This is a genomic window from Sandarakinorhabdus rubra (assembly GCF_010994245.1).
Taxonomy (GTDB): Bacteria; Pseudomonadota; Alphaproteobacteria; order Sphingomonadales; family Sphingomonadaceae; genus Sandarakinorhabdus; species Sandarakinorhabdus rubra.
This window is the reverse complement of sequence record NZ_WMHO01000368.1, coordinates 1-1,325: the sequence shown is the minus strand read 5'-3', so window position 1 is coordinate 1,325 and position 1,325 is coordinate 1. Positions and strand designations below refer to the sequence as shown.

The 1,325-nt window shown below is 69.5% G+C and carries 2 protein-coding genes; both read right to left on the bottom strand.

Annotated features, from left to right (window positions below; translation table 11 throughout):
- The coding region (locus GJV64_RS14560; RefSeq protein WP_205599655.1) for a hypothetical protein at window positions 1-255 on the bottom strand (255 nt) is incomplete at its 3' end.
- Window positions 256-427: 172 nt separating this feature from the next.
- Entirely contained in the window at window positions 428-1,186 is a 759-nt protein-coding gene (locus tag GJV64_RS14555; RefSeq protein ID WP_164158202.1) for a TIGR02186 family protein, read from the bottom strand.
- Window positions 1,187-1,325 lie beyond the last annotated feature (139 nt).

Here is a 1,325-nt window from a genome sequence, read left to right as displayed (position 1 = left end):
GCCGAAGCCGCCACCACCGCCGCCGCCGAAGCGACCGCCGCCACCGGCGCCGCCGCCGAAGCCGCCGCGGTCACCGGCAAAGCCGCCACCGCCGCCGCCAAAGCCGCCGCGACCACCGCCGCCGCCGCCAAACCGGTCGCCACCGCCAAAGCTGCGACCGCGATCAAAATCGTCGAATCCGCCGCCGTCAAACCCGCGCTCGCGCTTGTCGAACCCACCGCGTCCGGGTCCGCGCCCACGTCTGTCAAAGCTCATCTAACGTCCCAAATCAAAAGTGTCTGTGCTGTGTTTTGGAGCCTGTCGGGCGATGCGGTGAAGTCTTCCATGCAGCCGGCCGATAACGCGCCGACCCTCAAACTAAAGCAAAAACCGGTGGCTTGCGAGTCGAATATTGGCTCGCCGCCAATGGCAAGCGGACGGGGAGGACTCAGCGGCGGCGGGAGATGGCCGCGGCCAACCCGCCGGCCAGCAGCGCGGCCGCCACCGCCGACAGGCCATAGGCGAAGCTGTGCTGTTGGGCATTGACATATATCCAACGTTCGAAGCCCGACTTGTCGATGACAAACGGTGCCGAGGTGCTGGCCAGCACGCGGCCATCGCGGATCAGATGGATTTCGGCGGTATAATCCCCCACCGGCACCGCCGCCGGCAGGGCAATGCGGGCGGCATAGAGGACATCGCGGGTGAGCTGCACGCTGCCGGGGCGTTCGGCGAACAGGCCGGCGCGTTCCCGGGCGGCGATCATCCCGGCCTCGAACGCGCGGGTGACCCGGTCGCCGGCACTGCTGACCGGTGACAGTTGCAGGTTGCGGATGCCGATCTCGTAGATGGCGGTAGTGCGTTCATCGGCCAGATCGGCCACCGGGCGGGTGGCGGCCACGGCATAGAAGCCCGGCACCGATTCAAACCGCACTGCGGCCGCGTTGACCCAGATGCCGGCGATGCGCTGCTTCTTGCGCACTGTCACCGGCGCTGCCGGCCCGCGCACCACCACGGCAATATCGGGCGGCGCATCGGGCACGGCGCCGCGCGGATACTGGATGGCGCCGAACACCAGCAGCTCGGCCCCGCGGAAGGTGGTGTTGATGTCGATCCGCGCCTGGCTGAGCTGGGTGATGAGGCCGATCGGCGCCGCACCCGCCAGCAGCAGCCACAACGACAGCAGAAGGGGGAGGCGGCGCTGCATCAGCCGCCCTCGAACAACGCGAAAGGCTCGGCCGGACGCAGCGTGAGGCCGAAGGCCAGCCGCGCTGCCACGCCCAGCACCAGCAGCGCCAGCGCCAGGCGCAACCGGTCAGCCGGCATGCGCAAGGCCGCGCGCGCGC

Excerpts from the sequence above, each read along its gene's own strand:
- GJV64_RS14555 (WP_164158202.1), bottom strand. The coding sequence starts at position 1,186 with ATGCAGCGCCGCCTCCCCCTTCTGCTGTCGTTGTGGCTGCTGCTGGCG.